Annotated in this window: 16 protein-coding genes, 1 tRNA gene and 1 pseudogene; 7 read left to right on the plus strand and 11 right to left on the minus strand. The window is 50.4% G+C overall.

The genetic code is table 11. The features are described 5' to 3' along the window. Positions 1 to 83 precede the first annotated feature (83 nt). Positions 84 to 752, plus strand: coding sequence for a tRNA (N6-threonylcarbamoyladenosine(37)-N6)-methyltransferase TrmO (tsaA, locus tag BMW31_RS11790; RefSeq protein ID WP_091826180.1), 669 nt, complete (start codon positions 84 to 86; stop codon positions 750 to 752). 243 nt (positions 753 to 995) lie between these two features. On the opposite strand, the gene BMW31_RS11795 is transcribed toward tsaA, so the two are convergent. Genes BMW31_RS11795 through BMW31_RS11815 form a run of 5 tightly spaced genes read right to left on the minus strand, consistent with a single transcriptional unit; the run spans position 996 to position 5,983 of the window. Continuing rightward, the gene (locus tag BMW31_RS11795; RefSeq protein ID WP_091826182.1) at positions 996 to 2,411 is read right to left on the minus strand and encodes an aldo/keto reductase; all 1,416 of its coding nucleotides are present in this window, start codon (positions 2,409 to 2,411) and stop codon (positions 996 to 998) included. Between the two features lie 12 nt (positions 2,412 to 2,423). Then, positions 2,424 to 3,983, minus strand: a complete 1,560-nt coding sequence (locus tag BMW31_RS13660) for a 4Fe-4S binding protein (RefSeq protein ID WP_091826183.1) — start codon at positions 3,981 to 3,983, stop codon at positions 2,424 to 2,426. A 4-nt stretch (positions 3,984 to 3,987) separates the two neighbouring features. Then, positions 3,988 to 4,746 (minus strand): twin-arginine translocase subunit TatC, encoded by a 759-nt coding sequence (gene tatC / locus BMW31_RS11805; protein WP_091826186.1) that lies wholly within the window; start codon positions 4,744 to 4,746, stop codon positions 3,988 to 3,990. A 24-nt stretch (positions 4,747 to 4,770) separates the two neighbouring features. After that, entirely contained in the window at positions 4,771 to 4,968 is a 198-nt protein-coding gene (locus BMW31_RS11810; protein ID WP_091826189.1) for a Sec-independent protein translocase subunit TatA/TatB, read from the minus strand. 58 nt (positions 4,969 to 5,026) lie between these two features. Next, the gene (locus BMW31_RS11815) at positions 5,027 to 5,983 is read right to left on the minus strand and encodes a DUF362 domain-containing protein (protein WP_091826191.1); all 957 of its coding nucleotides are present in this window, start codon (positions 5,981 to 5,983) and stop codon (positions 5,027 to 5,029) included. Positions 5,984 to 6,485: 502 nt separating this feature from the next. On the opposite strand from BMW31_RS11815, the gene BMW31_RS11820 reads away from it, so the two are divergent. Continuing rightward, positions 6,486 to 7,592, plus strand: a complete 1,107-nt coding sequence (locus tag BMW31_RS11820; RefSeq protein ID WP_091826194.1) for an acyltransferase — start codon at positions 6,486 to 6,488, stop codon at positions 7,590 to 7,592. 51 nt (positions 7,593 to 7,643) lie between these two features. Here the strand turns inward: BMW31_RS11820 and BMW31_RS11825 are convergent. The 5 genes from BMW31_RS11825 to sppA form a co-directional block, all read right to left on the minus strand. Beyond that, a tRNA-Phe gene (locus tag BMW31_RS11825) sits at positions 7,644 to 7,716 on the minus strand. A gap of 146 nt (positions 7,717 to 7,862) precedes the next feature. Beyond that, on the minus strand, positions 7,863 to 8,972 hold the full coding sequence (gene thiL, locus BMW31_RS11830; protein ID WP_091826197.1) for a thiamine-phosphate kinase: 1,110 nt from the start codon (positions 8,970 to 8,972) through the stop codon (positions 7,863 to 7,865). 54 nt (positions 8,973 to 9,026) lie between these two features. After that, positions 9,027 to 9,791, minus strand: coding sequence for a purine-nucleoside phosphorylase (locus tag BMW31_RS11835; protein ID WP_255404958.1), 765 nt, complete (start codon positions 9,789 to 9,791; stop codon positions 9,027 to 9,029). Beyond that, positions 9,721 to 10,902 (minus strand): tetraacyldisaccharide 4'-kinase, encoded by a 1,182-nt coding sequence (gene lpxK, locus BMW31_RS11840; RefSeq protein ID WP_143049204.1) that lies wholly within the window; start codon positions 10,900 to 10,902, stop codon positions 9,721 to 9,723. Before lpxK ends, BMW31_RS11835 begins: the two co-directional genes overlap by 71 nt. Beyond that, positions 10,902 to 12,671: a signal peptide peptidase SppA gene (gene sppA / locus BMW31_RS11845; RefSeq protein WP_091826203.1), complete on the minus strand. Its 1,770-nt coding sequence runs from the start codon at positions 12,669 to 12,671 to the stop codon at positions 10,902 to 10,904. The genes lpxK and sppA overlap by 1 nt, the downstream gene beginning before the upstream one ends. 112 nt (positions 12,672 to 12,783) lie before the next feature. On the opposite strand from sppA, the gene BMW31_RS11850 reads away from it, so the two are divergent. Then, positions 12,784 to 13,515: an SDR family NAD(P)-dependent oxidoreductase gene (locus BMW31_RS11850; protein ID WP_091826205.1), complete on the plus strand. Its 732-nt coding sequence runs from the start codon at positions 12,784 to 12,786 to the stop codon at positions 13,513 to 13,515. Positions 13,516 to 13,807: 292 nt separating this feature from the next. On the opposite strand, the gene BMW31_RS13630 is transcribed toward BMW31_RS11850, so the two are convergent. Then, a complete protein-coding gene (locus tag BMW31_RS13630; protein WP_091826207.1) occupies positions 13,808 to 14,023 on the minus strand; it encodes a hypothetical protein in 216 nt (71 codons plus the stop codon). 425 nt (positions 14,024 to 14,448) lie between these two features. Here BMW31_RS13630 and BMW31_RS11860 point away from each other — a divergent pair, with 425 nt between their 5' ends. The 4 genes and pseudogenes from BMW31_RS11860 to BMW31_RS11875 form a co-directional block, all read left to right on the plus strand. Next, positions 14,449 to 14,799, plus strand: coding sequence for a C-terminal helicase domain-containing protein (locus BMW31_RS11860; protein WP_091826209.1), 351 nt, complete (start codon positions 14,449 to 14,451; stop codon positions 14,797 to 14,799). Then, complete coding sequence (locus BMW31_RS11865) at positions 14,796 to 15,467, plus strand: hypothetical protein (RefSeq protein ID WP_091826211.1); 672 nt, start codon at positions 14,796 to 14,798, stop codon at positions 15,465 to 15,467. Before BMW31_RS11860 ends, BMW31_RS11865 begins: the two co-directional genes overlap by 4 nt. Next, positions 15,430 to 17,898 (plus strand): hypothetical protein, encoded by a 2,469-nt coding sequence (locus BMW31_RS11870; RefSeq protein WP_177166325.1) that lies wholly within the window; start codon positions 15,430 to 15,432, stop codon positions 17,896 to 17,898. Before BMW31_RS11865 ends, BMW31_RS11870 begins: the two co-directional genes overlap by 38 nt. 42 nt (positions 17,899 to 17,940) lie before the next feature. Further along, positions 17,941 to 18,166, plus strand: a pseudogene (locus tag BMW31_RS11875) (IS256 family transposase); the annotation flags it as partial.

An 18,166-nucleotide genomic window follows, 5' to 3' on the forward strand; every position in this document is an offset into this window, starting at 1 on the left:
TCCCACAAAGTTAGCAAAAGATTTGGAGAAACCGTTATTTTTCACGTCTTTTTTGCGTAATTTTGCGACATAAACCCATAAAGATGGAACTCAAACCGATAGCAACTTTTCGTTCGCCTTTTACTTCCAAGTTCGGCATTCCCAAGCAAAGTAACCTGGTGGAGGAACTGGAAGGCGAAATCATCTTTGAGCGGCAGTACCGCAACCGCGATGCACTGCGCGGCCTGGACGGCTTCGATTACATCTGGCTGATATGGGAGTTCTCGGCCAACAGGCATGCTGGCGTGAGCCCGGTGGTGCGTCCGCCCGTGCTGGGAGGCAACGAGAAGGTGGGCGTTTTCGCATCGCGGTCGCCCTTCAGGCCCAACAACATCGGCCTGTCATGCGTCAGGATAGACCGCATAGAGTGGGAGACAAGCCGCGGACCGGTTATCCACGTGCGCGGCGCCGACCTGATGGACGGCACGCCCATTTATGACATCAAGCCCTATGTAGCCTATGCCGACAGCCATCCTGGTGCTCGCAGCGGGTTTGTGGACGCCCGTCCCATAAGCCGGCTGCACGTGGAGATACCCGATAGGATTGCTTCCGGCTTCTCCCGCCGGCAGCTGGAGGCGTTGCGAAAAACGCTGGAACTGGACCCCCGCCCGCACTATCAGGACGACCCCGGCAAGGTTTACGGTATGCCGTTCATGGGCAGCGACATCCATTTCACTGTCCGTGGCGACCGCCTGCAGGTACAGGATGACTGACTGCTCGTAACAGTCTGTCTTATAGATAGTTTGGAGCAAGATTGCTGAACGTGTCCTTCAAGGGGCTTGAACGTGCCTTTCAAGGGGCTTGACCGTGCCCTTCAAGGGGCTTGAACGGCACCTCCGCCAGGATGCCGGTTCAGCGTCATGGATTTTGAGGGTGTGAAAATGCAGCCCTGGCGGTTTGTTGCAGAGCTGTAAAAAGAAAAAAGGGAGGCTCGCGGTAGAGTCTCCCTTCATGGTTTATAGCAGGTCTTGCTTCAGTTCCTCCACGTAGTCGGCTATGTTGTGGAGCTCGTCCGGTATCTGTATCTTCTGCGGACACATGGGCACGCAGGTACCGCAACCGATGCAGTGGTCGGCCTGCCGGAGCTTTGGAACGCTGCGGTCGTAGCCTACCAGGAATGCACGGCGGGCCTTGGCATACTCCGGGTCCTGTGTTGTCTGCGGGACGTTGCTCTCGTTGAGGCACTTGTTGTAATGCACGAACACGCCCGGAATGTCGACTCCATAGGGGCAGGGCATGCAGTATTTGCAGTCGTTGCAGGGTATGGTCTTGTAACCCACAATCTGTTTAGCTATGTCTTCTTCCAGAAAAGTCATTTCTTTAGCGGTGAGAGGCTTGAGCGGACAGAGCGAAAGGAGATTGTCTTTGAGGTGTTCCATGTATGTCATGCCGCTCAGCAATACCAGCACGTTGGGTCTGGTTGCAGCGTATCTGAAGGCCCAGGAGGCCACGCTGCGTTCGGGTTCGCGCTGCTTGAGCTGGTTAACCAGCTTGATGGGCATGTCGGCCAGACGGCCTCCGAGCAGCGGTTCCATGATGACTGCGGGGATGTTACGCTTGCGCAGCTCCTCGTACAGGTACTCGGCATCGGTGTTGCGGTCGTTTATTTCGTTGGCCCAATGCCAGTCCAGGTAGTTCAGCTCTATCTGTACGAAGTCCCAGTGTACCTTCCCCTGGTCCATCATCTGCAGCGCATGGTCAAACACCTTGACGTCGCCGTGGTAGCTGAAGCCGAGGTTGCGTATCTTTCCTTCTTTCTTCTTCTGGAGTATAAAGTCCAGAATGCCGTTCTTGATGAAGCGTGCATTGAAGAGATCGATGGCATCCGGGTACTCGTCATTGCTGCCGCCGATGGAGTGGAGCAGGTAGTAGTCGATGTAATCGGTCTGCAGTTCCTTAAGCGAATGGTTGAACATGTCGATGGAATCCTGCCTTGTGTAGGAGTGCATGTTGGACATCTTGGTGGCTATGTAGTAGCTCTTGCGCGGATGGCGGTGCAGGGCGATGCCCGTGTGGTGCTCGCTCATGCCCTGCGTATATACGGGTGAGGTGTCAAAGTAGTTCACTCCGTGAGCCAAGGCATAGTCCACCTGCTTGTTTACCATGTCCTGGTCAACCTCTTCGTCGCCTACCTGCCGGCCTCCCAATGTCTGCCCTTTGGTGGGCAGTCGCATCATGCCGTAGCCCAGGATGGAGACTTTGTCGCCCGTGTTGTGGTTCAGGCGGTAGGTCATCTTTCCCACCGGGGGTTCCTGACGGGCCTTGGTCGTGTTGTCATTGTTCTTGCATCCCACCACTGCTGCAGTGCCCGCAGTGAGCGTTCCTGCACCAAAGAGCTTCAGGAACGAGCGTCTGTTTATCTTGTTACTCATCGTTTTTCGCTTTTAAATGGTCTTGTGAACTTCGTGGCCTTCGACATAGATGGCCGAGAATGGACTGGCCGGACACAGATGCTCGCAGGCTCCGCAGCCAATGCAGCGTGCTTCGTCAACGCTTGGTATCTGCACTTCGCCGTCCTTGGTCTGGTAAGGTATCATGCTGATGGCACCGGTTGGGCAGTGTCGGGCACAGTTGCCGCACTCTACTCCGTCGGTTATGGGAACGCAGTTCTTCTTTATCCACACGGCATGGCCTATCTGGATGGAGGATTTCTGTGCCTTGTCAATGAGCCTGATGGCGCCCGTTGGGCACACCTCCGAGCAGCGCGTGCACTCCGGCCGGCAGAAACCGCGCTCGTAGCTCGACTCGGGTTGCATCAGTCTTGTTAGTTCCGTAGACGGGCGCAGCACGCCGTTGGGGCACTCGGATACGCAGAGCTGGCAGCCGGTGCAGTGCTTCGCCATGTTCGCAAGACTGTAGGAACCCGGCGGTGTGATGTGGGTGGTGCGCTTGGGTGCCACCTTGTTCACGATTTCAGCAAGTCCGCCGTCAACCTTCTTGTCCTTTTGAGCCATTGCGGTGGCGGTGGTTGCTAGTGCTGCAGCCATCAGGAAGCTGCGGCGGGAGGTATCTACGCTGTTTTCCGTCGTGGTTTCCTGCTGTGCCGGTTGCTGCTTTTGCTCCTCGCGCTGGCGGGCTTTTTCTGCCTTTTCGGCCATCTTCTGCTTGTTTGTCTGCCTGATGTCAGCCGACGGGTGGCCGTAATGCAGGGCTCCGTATTCGCAATGCTGCAGGCAATCTCCGCAGGTTACGCAGCGGCTGTAGTCAACACTCAGGTTCTTGAAGTCTATGCACGAGGCCTTGCAGTTGCGTGAGCAGAGCGAGCAGCTGCGGCATTTGTTGCCGTCGAAGTAAATCTTGAACCACGAGAAACGTGCCAGGAAACCGAGCACGGTGCCCACAGGACAGATGGTGTTGCAGTACGTTCGGCCGTTTCGCCATGCCAAGACAACGAGCACAACGAATGTTACGGCAGCAATGATGAACGTGGGCAGGCTCCTTATCCATACGTCGGCGCTGTAGAAAGCGTAGCTGTCAACGCTGGCGGCAATGGCTGCCAGCACGTTGTTACCCCACAGGTAGAGCGGCTGGAAGAGGTTTCCGGCCATGCGGCCGTAGGCCGAATAGGGCGCCAATAACGCCACCACGGAGCCTACACCCAGTACAAAGGCAACGACCATGACGGCCAGCATGAGGTAGCGCAGCCAGCTCACGGCCTTGGAGTAGGTATAAGGCAGCTTCTTGCCGCGCTTGCCGAACCAGGCTGCAATGTCCTGGAACACGCCGAGCGGGCAGATAACGGAGCAGTAAATGCGGCCGAAGACGAGCGTGAGCACCACTAAGGCGGCTATCACAAGGGCGTTGAGTGCCAGCAGAGCAGGCAGAAACTGTATCTTGGCCATCCAGCCCAGCCATGTGTGAAGAGCGCCCGTGAAGTCCAAAAACAGCAAGGTGATGCCGACGAAGCATACACTTGCCAGGGTGATTCTGATTTTCCTGAGCATAAAGTTAATGTTTTTGTATGTTTGTAGTCTTAACTATCCAGATGCTGGTCTCGTAGAGCAGCCAGATGGGCAGCGACACGATAGCCAGCGTGAAGGCATCACCGGTAGGCGTGATGGCGGCCGCAATGATGATGACAGCCACGAAGGCATGGCGCCGGTAACGCTGCATCCACTCGGCCTTGAGCAGTCCGAACACGGCCAGCAGCCAGCTGATGACGGGTATCTCGAACACAACGCCGAAGAGAATGCTCATCAGCAACAGCGTGTCCATGTACGACTGCAGCGACAGCATGTTGCCAACGGCCTCACTGACCTGATAGTTTCCGAGGAAACGGACCGTGAGCGGGAAGATGAGAAAGTAGTTGACGAGCACGCCTACCATAAACATGACGTAGGCGCCTCCCACTATCCGGACAGCGTAATGCTTCTCCCGCTGGTACAGAGCCGGCGAGATGAACTTGTAGAGCAGGTATATTATATAAGGTGAAGCAACCAGAATGCCGAAGCTGAAGGCTGTCTTCATGTGAATCATGAACTGCTCCGTGAGCCCGATGTTTACCAGATGGATTTTGAAAGGAGCGGCATGCAGCAGCCTGTAGCTGATGAAGTTGGAACTGGCGGGAGCCAGAACGATGTCGAACAACTGCTCCTTGAAGCAAAAGGCAATGGCTCCGAACAGGGCAACTACCACGATGATGCGTATCAGATAGGCGCGCAATACGTCGAGATGTTCCCAGAATGTGAGTTCTTGTCCTTCGCTCATAGTAGGTTGTGCGGTGCTGCGAGCTTAGTCCTTCTTCTCTTCCGCCTGTTGCAGAGGCTTCTGTTTGTCGTCTTCTTTCATTACGTCTTCAACACCGCTCACGCCGTCCTTGAAGCTCTTTACGCCTTTGCCGAGCCCTTTCATGAGCTCGGGTATCTTTTTGCCGCCGAAGAGTAACAATACAATGAGGGCGATGATGATAATCTCAGTTGAACCAATCATGTTTCTGTTCTTTTATGACAGCAGAAGCGGTACCGTGTACACAGCCGCCTGCAGCTGGTTATTTGTCAATGTTTACGATAGTATATTTCTTGCTGCCCAGGCCTATTTTCTCGGCCCAGTCTATGGTGTGGGTGCCGTGCTGCTTGTCGATGCGCTTGAGCAAGTCGGTCGGGTCGTTCTCTGCCTCTACCTTCTGACTGTTGATGATGTCGACGCAAGCCTGGTCGAGTGCCACGGGGTCGGTGGATGCCAGGATGCCGTAGTCCTTCAGCTTGACCGGAGCGGGATGGGCAACACAGTCGCAATCGATGCTCATGTTGTTCATTACACTGATGTAGATGATGCCTCGCTCGGCCTTGAAGTAGTCTACCACGGCCTGCGCAGCTGCCGCCATGCTCTCCAGGAAGCCGTCTTGGTTGCCGATGTTCTCGGGAGTCCAGAGGTTTTCAGGTGTCTGTATCTTGCCTGCGGAGTGGATGTAAGCCTTGCCGTTGCGACTGGCCACGCCGATGGAGAGGTTCTTCAGCGCACCGCCGTAGCCGCCCATGGGATGGCCCTTGAAGTGGTTGAGCGCCACCATGAAGTCGTAGTTGGCCAGATGGCCGCCTACGATGTCGTACTTGATGTGGGTGCGGTCCTTTACGGGTATGCGTATTTCGTCGTACTCGTCCATCAGGTCAACGGCAAAGAGTGAGTCGAACCCGTGCCGGTGGATGACGTTCCAGTGGTCCTTCGTTTCCATGCGGTCGCCTTGGTAGGCCGTGCGGCACTCAACGATGGTACCGTTCACCTCTTCCACCAGGTTCTTGATGAGTGCCGGTTTCAGGTAGTTGGGGTTGGTGCCTTCGCCCGTACTCACTTTCACAGCTACGCGCCCTTCGGCCTTTACGCCCAGTGCGCGGTAGATTTTGACCAGAGCCTCGGGCGATATTTCGCGCGTAAGGTAGACCTTGGACTGTGCAAAGCCGGCCATGCTCACCATGACGGCCGCAACGATAACAAGTAGTTTCTTCATACCTTGATTTGCTATAAGTTTGTAATTTGCCAAATGTTAGCGAGGCAAAAATACGAAGAAATATCCGAAAAAACAAGATATTGAAGCCCGAATTTGTTACCTTTTTCGCTGAAATCGATGAGCACGGGGTTTTTACCTTGCAACGGCTCCGTTCGCGGGCGATGCGTTCCGGGGTTTTAGAAGTTTTAAACCGGGGTGCCGAAGGTGTGGTTCGGGAACTTTCGACAGGTGTAGCATATATCTGCGACAAGTGTCGAACAATCGTGCGACAGGTGTCGAAAGTTCCTGAGTGATGCTTCCAAGCACGCTGAAACATGCTGCCGTTACCCGTGTTTAGGCGCTGCGGAGGGCAGGATGGCGAACTTTTGACTGAAAAGGAGCCGGAAAATGCCGGCCGAAAGTTAGGCCGTGTGGCCGAAATGTTGTACTTTTGCGCCTGCCTGCAGCCGCCAACGGAGGTGGAGAGACGGGCTTCTTATCAATCTGCAACCAAAAACCAAAGATGGAAAAACGTATTTCTTTTGTCGATTACATCCGCGTGGTGGCCTGTTTCATGGTGATGCTGGTTCACGCAAATGAGAATTTCTACGGTGCCGACACGTCGGGGCTGGCCGGCAACATGTCAATGCTGGCCACGGAGAGCAACCGTTTCTGGGTGGCGTTCTACGACGGCGGCGTAAGCCGTACTGCCGTGCCGCTGTTCATAATCGTGTCGGCATTCCTGCTGGTGCCCATGAAGCCGGGCGTAACTATGGGCCAGTTCTACCGCCGCAGGTTCCTGCGCATCCTGCCGCCGTTCGTCTCGTTCCTGCTGCTTTACACGTTTCTGCCGCTGGCCTGGGGCGGCATGACGTGGCAACAGTCGCTGGCGGACCTGAAGATGCTGCCCTTCAACTTTCCCTCCATGGCCGGCCATCTGTGGTTCATGTATCCGCTCATCAGCCTGTACCTTATCATTCCCGTCATTTCGCCGTGGCTGGAACGGGCTTCGGCCAGGGATGAGCGCATCTTTATCGGCATCTTTGCCTTCTCCACACTTACGCCGTGGCTGCATCGCTACGTGTCGGCCGAGCTGTGGGGCGAGTGTTTCTGGAACGGCTTCTCGGCTCTTTGGTATTGCTCGGGCTACATCGGCTACCTCGTGTTGGCCCATTACATCCGCTTTCATCTTAATTGGGAGCGTCCGCGCAGGCTCCGTGTGGGCGCCCTGTGCTTTGTGGCAGGAGCGGCTTTTACGGCGTGGTCGTTCTGGTGGAAGGGCGTGCCCGGGCAGCTCATAGATACTCCGATGCTGGAATGGGCGTGGGAGTTCTGTACGCCGAACGTGCTCTGTGCCACGTTTGGAGCTTTCCTGCTGTTTACCTGTATAGAGGCTCCGGTGGCTCCCAAGGCCGTTACCGGCATAGCCAAACTCAGCTACGGCATGTACCTGATGCACCTGTTCTTCCTCGCGCCCATAGCCCAGTTGCTCATTGGCGGCGACGTGGCGCATCCGTTGTTGCCCGTTTACGTAACGATACCGGCCATCGCCGTGCTCACGTTTGGCTGTACGGCGGTAACATCCAAGCTGATATCGTACCTGCCGGGGAGCAAATATGTGATAGGATAAACAAACAAAAAACCCGGCCTCTTGCGAGAACCGGGCTCATGAAAGGAGGAGTGGTACCTCTTGGAGTTGAACCAAGGACACATGGATTTTCAGTCCATTGCTCTACCACCTGAGCTAAGGTACCAGCGTGGTTTGTCTTTTTGCGGATGCAAAGGTAAGGCATTTAGTTCATAATCTGCCATGCCTCGCGCGTAAAATCCGCACTGTTAGTGTTTTTTAACAAACTTACCAATACGGCGGAAGGCCAGCGGGGCATGGCATGACGGCCGCTTACAGGAGGGCGTTCCAACCCTGCGCGGTTATCTCGAATTCGTTGCCGTCGCGCGCAATGAGCTGGTATCCCAGCGCTTCTTTGGTGATGTAGCCTATCTGGCGGACGCCTTCCAGACCCTCGATTTTCTCGTGGTCGCCTATTGGAACGGTGAAGAGCAGCTCGTAATCCTCGCCTCCGTTCATGGCGCAGGTGGTTACGTTCATGTTCAACTCTTCGGCCATGACGGCTGTCTGGTAGTCGATGGGAATCTGTTTCTCGTACACCCGGCACCCGCAATGGCTCTGTTTGCAGATGTGGAGCAACTCGGAGCTGAGCCCGTCGGAAATGTCCATCATGGCCGTAGGCCGTATGTTGAGTTCGCGCAGGCGGGCTATGATGTCGCCGCGGGCCTCGGGTTTCAGCTGCCGGTCTATGATGTATTCCTTTCCGGCGAAGTCGGGGCGGAAGTCGTTGAGCGTGTTGAGGTCGGTCTCCAACGCCTTCAGGTTCTGCGCGTTGCCTGTTTTCTTGGCCTCGCTTACCTTTTTTGCCAGCGCGTCATACTGCTCGTAATAAACTGTTTTTTCCCTTTCCAGGAGCTGCAGACCCATGTAGGCGGCGCCGAGGTCGCCCGTTACGCAGATGAGGTCGGTCTCCTTGGCTCCGTTCCGGTACACAATGTCGGCCTTGTCGGCCTCTCCAATGAGCGTGATGCTGATGGCCAGGCCCGTGCGGGTTGAGGTAGTGTCGCCTCCCACGATGTCGATGTTCCACTTGTCGCAGGCTGCCCGCAGTCCTGCATAGAACTCGTCCATGTTCTCAATGCTGAACCTCTTGTCCACGGCGATGCTGACTATCAGCTGCCGGGGCGTGCCGTTCATGGCGAAAATGTCGCTGATGTTCTCCATGGCAGCCTTGTATCCAACCTGTTCCATGGTGGTGTAGGTGAGGTCGAAGTGTATTCCTTCCATGAGCATGTCGCTTGTCACGAGCACTTCTTTATTGGGATAATGAAGTACGGCGCAGTCATCGCCCACGCCGTACACTGTAGATTCGTTTTTGGGTTTGATGTTCTTGGTGAGCCGGTCAATGAGACCAAACTCGCCAAGTGTTGATATTTCTGTCATAAAATGTCGTTGGTTGCTGTGTTGAAAGTTGTTATCGGCCGCTTGCGAGCTACGTTACGAGCGGCTTATCATCTCGCGCATAATCTCTGTCATCTTGGGTTGGGCGGCGTTGGCAGCCTCCTGCACCTCCTCGTGACTTACCTCTACGGGGGCATCAAAACCGCCTAAATCGGTAATGACGCTAAGGCCGAAGACCTTGATGCCGCAGTGGCAGGCCACGATAACCTCCGGTACGGTGCTCATGCCTACGGCATCTCCGCCCAGCAGGTGGTACATGCGGTACTCGTGAGGCGTTTCAAACGTAGGTCCCTGAACGCCAACGTAGGTTCCGTGAACTACGCGGATGCCTTTCTCGCGGGCAATGGTGTCGGCCAGATTGCGCAGCTGCAGGTTGTAGGCTTCGTGCATATCGGGGAAGCGGGGGCCCGTTGGGAAGTTCTTGCCGCGCAGCGGATGCTCGGGAAAGAGGTTGATGTGGTCGTCTATAATCATGAGGTCGCCAATCTTGAACTTCGGGTTCATGCCGCCCGAAGCATTCGACACGAAGAGCGTCTGGATGCCTAATTCGTACATGACGCGTATCGGGAAGGTTACTTCCTTCATGTTGTAGCCCTCGTAGAAGTGGAAACGGCCCTCCATGGCCATGATGTCCTTGCCGCCAAGTTTGCCGAAGATGAGCTTTCCGGCATGCCCTTCGACGGTCGAAACGGGAAAGTTGGGGATGTCCTTATAGGGAAATTCGCAGGTGTCAGTTATCTCGGAAGCTAATTGTCCCAGGCCTGTTCCCAGAATGATGGCGGTCTTTGGACTTGTTGTCATCCTTTTTTTTAACCAGGATGCTGTTTCTTGAATTCTTTCGTACATAGCTTATGATTTTTTGATTGAAGTTTTCTTCTTGGCCGAGCATGAAGCTCACGTGGATGGGGAGCACATAGAGGCTGTCTCTCACCTCGCTGCTCAGCCCCTCAAAGGCCTCCAGCCGCGCCGCGTCTTTCTCCGTCGTGATGAGCAATTTGGGTGCAGGCAGGGCGGCGAACTTCTCGTTGATGGTCTGTGCATCGCGCTCCCGGAACTGGTGATGGTCGCCGAAAGTGAGTGGGGTAATGGTCATTCCCATTGCCGAAAGGTCGAGAAGCATCTGCCGGGGCGATGCAATGCCGGTGAGCAATGCCACGTGCGAGCCTGCTGCTTCGGCTATCTTCATGCGGCGGTCGGGGTCTCCGAAGACGGGACGCAGGTCGTCATAGTCGATAGTAGTGAAGTAGAGCTCCTGATAAGCGTACAGATCCATGGCCTTGGTGAGTACGCGGAATTCCATAGGTTTAAGGTCCTTGGGGCACTTGGTGATGATAACAACGTCGGCCCTTGCCTTGCCTTCCTTCGGTTCCCGCAGCCTTCCGGCCGGCAGGAGCTTGTCATAGATAATCAGCCGGTGGTAGTCAACGAGCAGGATGTTGATGCCCGGCTTTACGTATCGGTGCTGGAAGGCGTCGTCGAGCAGGATAACATCAACGTCCTTGGTATCCTCCAGCGAGGTTAGCATCTCTATTCCGCGAACGCGGTCTTTGTCAACAGCCACGTAGATGTCGCTGAATTTCTTTTTCATCTGGTAGGGCTCGTCGCCTATCTCGGGCATTGTGGTCTGCTCGCCGGCCAGCACAAAGCCTCTTGTTTTGCGCTTGTAGCCGCGCGAAAGCACGGCCACCTTCACCTTGTCATGCAGCAAGTTGACGAGATACTCCACGTGAGGAGTCTTGCCGGTGCCGCCTACCGTGATGTTGCCAACAGAGATGGCAGGGATGCTGAAGGAATGTTCCTTGAGCACGCCGACCTCAAAGAGCTGGTTGCGAAGCCGCACACCGATTCCGTAAAGCCAGCTAAGAGGCTTCAGCCATTCGTTGATATGTATGAGGTCTCCTTCTGTTCGCATTACTTGATGTTGAGGTAGAACGGGATACGTGCCTGTATAACGTCCTGCCGGTTCATTGTTTTAAGGAGCAGGAAGGGTTCATAGTATTCGCCCAGGAAGGCGCGGAGCTGCTCGTCCAGATAGTTTCCGCCGCCGGTTTCGGCCAACAACTGGTCGGTGAAACTTAGCGGAGCAGGATATTCGGAGGTGTAGTATTCGTTGATTTTAGCCAGCTTGGCAGCTTTAGCCACGGCCTTGTCCAGGCCTCCCAGCTCGTCTACGAGCTTTATCTTGAGTGCATCCTGACCGAGGAAAACATGCCCTTGGGCGATGGCTTCCACCTGATCAGTCGTCATCTTGCGGCCTGTTGCCACGCGCTGACGGAAGAGATTGTAGCCGCGGTCGATGTAGGCAGTCATGTAGGATATTTCTTCTGCGTTCATAGGACGGGCGCCCGTGCCGAACAGACTGTTCTTGTTGGTCTTCACTTCGTCGAACTTGATGCCGAGTTTCTGTGTGAGCAGCTGGCTGCGGTCGGGTATCATGCCGAAGATACCGATGCTGCCGGTGAGCGTGGTAGGCTCTGCAACAATCCAGTTGGCACCGCAACTCATGTAGTAACCGCCCGATGCAGCCATGCCGCCCATAGAGACAACAACCGGTTTCTTCTTCTTCAGCAGTTCAATCTGGTGCCACAGCTGTTCCGAAGCGTAAGCACTGCCGCCGCCGGAGTTCACGCGAATGACCACTGCCTTTACGTCGTCGTCCTCCATCAGGCCCTCCAAATCCTTGTTCACATCGGTTGCCACAATCTGGTGAGCACCGCTGAAGAGGCCTCCCGGCAGCTGACTTTGCACGATATCGCCGTAAGCGTAGTAGACTGCAACTTGCTCACCGTCGTGCTTCTCCTTCACGTTCTGCATGTCGGAGATGCTCAGCTGGTTGATTGCAGCATCCTGTTCAACGCCAAGCAGTTTCTTTACTTCGCTTTTTATTTGGTCAGCGTAGAGCAAACCGTCCACAAAACGGTTCCTTACATACTCCTTGGGGTCGCCGAAGATGATAAGATTATCGGCCTGCGCGTTGAGCTGTTCGGTGCTGATATGGCGACTCTCGGAGACTGCCTTCAGCATGTTTTGCCACAGTCCGTCGATGTATGCCTGCGTCTGTTGGCGGCTCGGTTCGCTCATCTTGTCCTCGGTAAACGTCTCGGTGGCACTCTTGTACTTGCCCACCTTGAGCACTTGCATCTTGATACCGAACTTGTCGAGCAGGTCCTTGACGAAGATGGGCTGTGCTCCGATGCCTGCCCAGTCAATCATTCCCTGCGGATTGAGATATATCTTGCTGGCTGCCGAGGCCAGATAGTAGGTGCCTTGGGTGTAGGTGTCGCCGTAGGCAACAATCCATTTGCCGCTCTTCCGGAAGTCGAGCAGTGCGTTGCGGATTTCCTGCAGCTGTGGGTAGTCGGCGCTCAGCATGCCCGCCTCTATGTAGATACCTTTCACGTTGTCGTTCTTCTTGGCCTTGCGGATGGCCGAGAGCGTCTCGTTGAGGCCTATGGTGTTGGCCGAATTACCCGCCAGCATCGCCAGGATGTTTTCGTCGGCCTGTTCTTTCATGACTCCCGAGAGGTTCATGACGAGTACCGAATTCTTACTTACGTTTTTCGTGGCCTGGGCAGATGAAATCATGCCTACAATGCTCATGGCGGCAAAGATGCCCATGACAACCAGGAAGATGATGATTCCCACAACGGTGGCAAAGGCGTACTTGAAAAAATCTTTCATACGTTGATACATTATTATTTAGTGTTGCAAAAATAAGGTAAATAGCTTGAAAAAGCAAATTATTTGGTCTATTTTGTGCTTGCAACAGACTTTTTTCACTAAATTTGTGAGTATGAAAAGAGCCATTATCATAGGAGCATCCTCCGGATTGGGGCGCCGGATAGCCCTCATCCTGCTGCACCAGGGCTGGCAAGTGGGCATAGCGGCCCGCCGGCTGGAGGCGTTGGAAGAAGTGAGAAATACCTGCCCGGAGCGGGTAACGACTGCCCGTATAGACGTAACGGCGGCCGATGCGCCCGAACGGCTGCTCGAGCTGGCAGACCGTATGGGCGGCATGGAGCTGTATTTCCACGTATCGGGCATAGGAAAGCAGAACATCAGGCTCGATGCCGACATAGAAGCCGACACCGTGGAGACCAACGCGCTGGGGTTTACCCGCATGGTCGGCGCGGCCTTCAACTATCTGGCCACGCACGGCGGAGGCCACATTGCCGTCATTTCCTCTATCGCCGGAACCAAGGGACTGGGCCCTGCACCCTCGTACAGCGCCACCAAGGCCTTTCAGAGTACCTATATCCAGGCGCTCGAACAGCTTGCCAACAGCCGCAGGCTGCCCATCTCGTTCACCGATATTCGCCCCGGCTTTGTAGACACGCCGCTGCTTGCAGGCAGCCGTTACCCCATGTTGCTCGACGCCGGAAAGGCCGCCCGCGAGATTGTTAGGGCCCTAAACAGCCACCGCCATGTGTGGATAGTGGACTGGAAGTACCGCATCCTGACCTTCTGCTGGCGGCGGATGCCCAACTGCGTGTGGCGCCGTTTGAGGCTGGTAAAGACCGAGTAAGCTGTAAAGGATTGTGCAAGAAATAAAACTATTCTTGAACTTTTTACACAAAAAGTTTGCATGATTAAAGAATAATTTTTACCTTTGCAGCGGATATTAATCAGTATGTATTCAAAAAAGCATATATTTAACAGCGGGATGCAAGTATGTAACGACTTTCTTGCATTTTTTATAAACAAAAATCACCCCCTTTTTTAACCCTCAAAAACGCAAAAGCGGCTTCCGACTGTTCAAAAGCCAGTCGAAAACCGTTCAACTATCGTTCAATCAGCGTTTTAGCTGTTCAAACTTATCACTTTTTTGTCACTTTCGAGCGGATAAGTTCCCCGGCCATTATGCACGCCTTTTTATTCAATATAACGCCTCCTTTGCTCAGTCCTGCACGCTCCAACGAGCATTGCTTTATACCTATTTCCTCCGCCGTCAGAACACTGTATATCGCAGGTATGGAGCCGAAGTAGTAGTTCTTTCGTCCCTGTATCAAATGCACATGTATAACCTTGGTCATAATCGCTTTATTTTGCTGCAAATATACAAAATAATAACTATATACGATATTTTTATATAATATATAATTTCAATTCTGATAAAAAATAACGGAACTTGACACGATAGCCCCATCATTCTAAACCACTTCAGAAGCCCGTCTAAGCCCCTTCTTTTCGCCTGTGTCACCTTTGCTTGGTTTCCACCGCCACACACCCACTACAGCACAGAAATCGCCCCATTTTGCCTCAATTTGCCCCCGATGTAACATTTATCACTCAAACACCGTTCAAACGAGCCTCGAATGTAACACAAATGTAAAGCCAATGTAACATTTCGTTTTGCAATCGTTCCAACCTCTATTATCTCATAACTCTTTGATATACAAAGCAAATCACCCCTTTATCCTATCTTCAGTTTTTTCACATTTCGTTTTACCCCCTATATATGGCTTTCGGACACAAAGGTATTCCTACACGTGTAAGTACTGTTGACAGATTTCAAGGAAAGGAATGCAACATCGTTATTGTCTCCATGGTGAGGAGTAATATCATTCAAAGTTCCATGAATCGGCAGCCAGACAGGAAAAGATATCCGAAGTATGGCTATCCAGAACAGCATTCTTTAAGTTTCGCTCAATCTCCTAACAGACTTAACGTAGCATTGTCCAGAGCCAAAAGACTGTTAATAATACTCGGGAACAGAGAACATTTTTCCAATTTGGAAATTTATAGAAGACTGTTCTTAACTATAGAGTCGAACAAAAATAATCACGTCGTAAATCAAGAAGAAGTATGAAAATCACAGATAAAATAGCGAATGCAGAATTTATTTATTCAACCCTGACTAAATGGGGGGTGAAGAAATATACTTGTGACATTTTATACTTCACAGAAGAACCTCTTGATGATTTATATGACGTTATATGTTCCATCCTGGCAGCAAGCGATGGTTTCTATGACAAGCGTAGTCTTGGAGTTCTCCTTGGATTCAGCATGGTGAACCAGGAGAACGAAGGTAAGCCTGAAATATATTTTGATATTGCTGAAGTCAGAATGTTTGAGGACATTTTAAAGAAGGTAGAAGATGAACATCTAATCAAGGTGGTGGAGCATGATGTCATCTTAACAAATCTTGGTAAAATATCACTTGAAGAAAAGAAGCACTTTAAGTTCTTCTCTGGAACCAAGTATTTATTTGAGCATCAAAAACTGAAATCCGATACACCGACAGCACTTTCGATGTTCCCATTTTACAAAGATATGGGAATTTATAGTGACATGGTTGAAAAGAAGCAGATATGGCCAGATGATGAAATAATTGATTCTATAATTCATTATGAGATGACACCTCTTTTGAAGAGGTTGGAATATCAATCAAAGGAAAAGGCAAATATTTATCAAGCCGAACAGCAGGAGTATTTTGACCTTGATAACAGAAATCTATTCATATATTCCATCTTATAAGGGAAATCTGGATTGGCCTGTTTTAACTGAACGTGCAGAAGACCAATTTCTCATTGATCATTTTTTTGATTATCCATGGGATTTGGAGGTGTTGTCATCTGATTTAGGCAGGAACATAGAAACTATAGAGCAATTAATATTTCAGCAAAAGGACACACTGGACGAATGGAACTGGGAAGAATTGGAGAAAATTCTGCCGGATGCTTTTGTTTTGTCTAATCTTAGCATCGTTCAGGTAAATCTTGCTCGTTACACTAAAAATACATCGGAGGTTCAGAACGCTGTATTGTCAAATCCTGACAAACGTTGGGATTGGAATGTAATAGTAACAGAGTTTCCTATAGAGTACCTATATGAGAACTTGGAAGTATTGCAGGAAAATATTCTGTGCATCCATTTCTTTGACAGGATATTTGCGGATGCCACATGGGGCATTAAATTTGCTACTAATGATGTCTTTATAAATGCCATTAAAGAAGCCAGCAAAGATGAAGGTACATTATCTTCCTGTATTTTGAATGATAAACACTACATTTGGAGTCCACAAGTTATTGATGCTTTTACGGAATGTGGTCTCATTAGTTGGCCTACCACTCCATATATGATTGGATTCGAATGTATTCAGAGTATTACATGGAACAAACGATTCTTTGACAGATACGCTCAAAATATCACTACTGAGGAGGGACGAACATTTGTTTCCAAATCAATTCGTGATTTAGAGATTTTATCTGCCCATCCTGAGTTTGAGTGGAACTGGCAGGCAATTTCATCTAATGATTTGCAGCTTTCAAACACTTTGCTATATAGCAACTTCGGAAAAAAGCTTGATTGGAAACTCGTCTTCGATAATAATGATAATATAGAACAACTTCAATCTATTGAAAAGATTGATTCTTATATCGGTGACGATGGAGAGGCTTGGACTAAATTCTCGTCCGTAGCTTCGTTAGATTTTGTTATAGCCAAATACAAAGATTCTAAATATCCATGGGATTGGATTATTTTAACTGAAAGGATGTTCTCTAAGTTAAAATTAGAAAACCTCGGAAATCCTCTGTTTGTCGAGAAATGGGATTGGATATGCCTTTCTGAGAATGTTCCAACAGGTTTTCTTTATCCTAATCTTGATAAATTCAAAAATTACTGGAATTGGAATGTCATTTTTGGAAGAATCATAACTACATCGAACAAGTTTGATTATAATTTTCTTGATAAAATTGCACTTGTTATCACAAATATCACTCCTAACTTAAAATGTAAAGAAGCGTGGACATCACTCACTTCACAATATTCATTCAAGGAACTTAAAAAAGTTCTCAAGGAAACATCTACAAAAAAATCTTATTGGTGGGATTTGAAATATTTCTGTTTACACAAAGACTTTAATGTATTCAGTGATATTCTTGAATGCCGGAATTTTGTGGACTGGGACGCTTTATCAAGTTCAGAAGCCGTAGACAACAGTTTGAAGTTCAATCCTAAGCTAGGGATTAAGCCAAAATCATGGACTAATGATGTCATGACGCTGATTGGTGACACAAGAAATAAATGGAACTTTAAATTGCTTTCTTCTTTTGAGAGCTTGAATGATCAGAAATGGTTTCTTTCTCGTTTTAAAGATAAGATTGACTGGGAAGTTATTTCCATGTCAAGTAAGTTATTCTGTCAGCCAGACAAGCAAAAACTGAACGAAATTATTGAGTCATACAAAGATAGACTGGATTTTAAGGTCTTATCAGAACGTGATGACGTAAATATTGAGCAAATCATCAAGATAAATCCTAAGGGCGATTATGATTATAATGCTCTTATGGATCGACATGTCATTAAAGTTACGATGGAGCTTGCTGATTCTATGCCGAACTATGCATGGAATTGGTTTGCTGTTAGTTCATCGAAATCATTTTATCCAACGAAAGAATTTCTGCAGGATAAAATCAATGAAAATTTGAATTGGTCACTTTTGTCTAAACAGGACAATAAGAGAGCATGGGAAAGCGAGGAGGTCATTATCTCTATTGCACAAAGGAAAAATATTTCTGATTTGATTGATTGGAAGTTTTTGTCAGATTTGCAATATTTCCCATTAAGTAAAAGGGTTCTTGAATATGTACCTTTAGATAAAATAGACTTGTCAAGTCTTTCTGGTAGGAAAGTAATTCTATCTTTGATTGATGACTATGAAGAATATATAAATTGGACAATTCTTTCTGATAAGAGCCATTTTATCTTAGACATTAATGCCCTTGAAAAGTATAAAAACAGACTTGATTGGCATGTTGTCTGCAAAAGACATGATTTCATATTTACAAACGAAATATTAGAGCAGTTCTGTGATTATATTGACTGGACAGAGGCTTCAAGTTCCTTAAATATTAATTTTACGCAGAGGCTGTCATCTGAACTGTGTCAAAGACTAAGACAATAAGATTTATCATTGCTCTGTTTATAGAGCATAAAGATTAGTACAATGACACAAGAAGAGTACACAAAGATGCTTGCTGTAGCGAAAGATCAGTTCAAGTCCGGCAAGCCCCTGTTTGGCAAGGATGGTGCATTCCATCAAGTATTAGAGGACTTCCTTAACGCTGCCATGGAGGGTGAGCTGGAGAGTCACCTTGAGGCAACCAATCCGGTAAGCGGTAATCGTCGTAATGGCAAGATGCACAAGCTGCTCCAAACGGAGTATGGTCCCG

The organism is Prevotella sp. kh1p2, from assembly GCF_900111525.1.
GTDB lineage: Bacteria > Bacteroidota > Bacteroidia > Bacteroidales > Bacteroidaceae > Prevotella.